Genomic DNA, 305 nt, shown 5'->3' on the forward strand with positions numbered 1-305 from the left:
TGCGAGGAAGGAAAGCAACCGCACCATCAAGGTCGACTGTAAAGCCTCCTTTTACTTGGCTAAAGATAACGCCATCGACGCGTGCACCGGCATTGAATTTTTCTTCTAAACGGATCCAGCTTTCTTCGCGCCGTGCTTTTTCACGGGACAGAACAGCTTCCCCCATTGCATTTTCAATGCGTTCAATATAGACTTCCACTTCATCACCAATTTGCAAGGAACCATCTTTTCCTTTAGCTCCAAATTCTTTGAGTGGGATACGTCCTTCGACTTTAAGTCCAGCATCAATAATAGCCATGTCTTTT

Annotated in this window: 1 protein-coding gene; it reads right to left on the minus strand. The window is 44.9% G+C overall.

Translation table 11 applies throughout. The annotated features are described in order from the left end of the window. A partial coding sequence (locus ACFINO_RS10855; RefSeq protein ID WP_375655863.1) for a S1 RNA-binding domain-containing protein occupies positions 1–305 on the minus strand: 305 nt, incomplete at both ends.

Source organism: Bartonella sp. AA83SXKL (genome assembly GCF_042196965.1).
In the GTDB taxonomy this organism is placed as follows: domain Bacteria; phylum Pseudomonadota; class Alphaproteobacteria; order Rhizobiales; family Rhizobiaceae; genus Bartonella.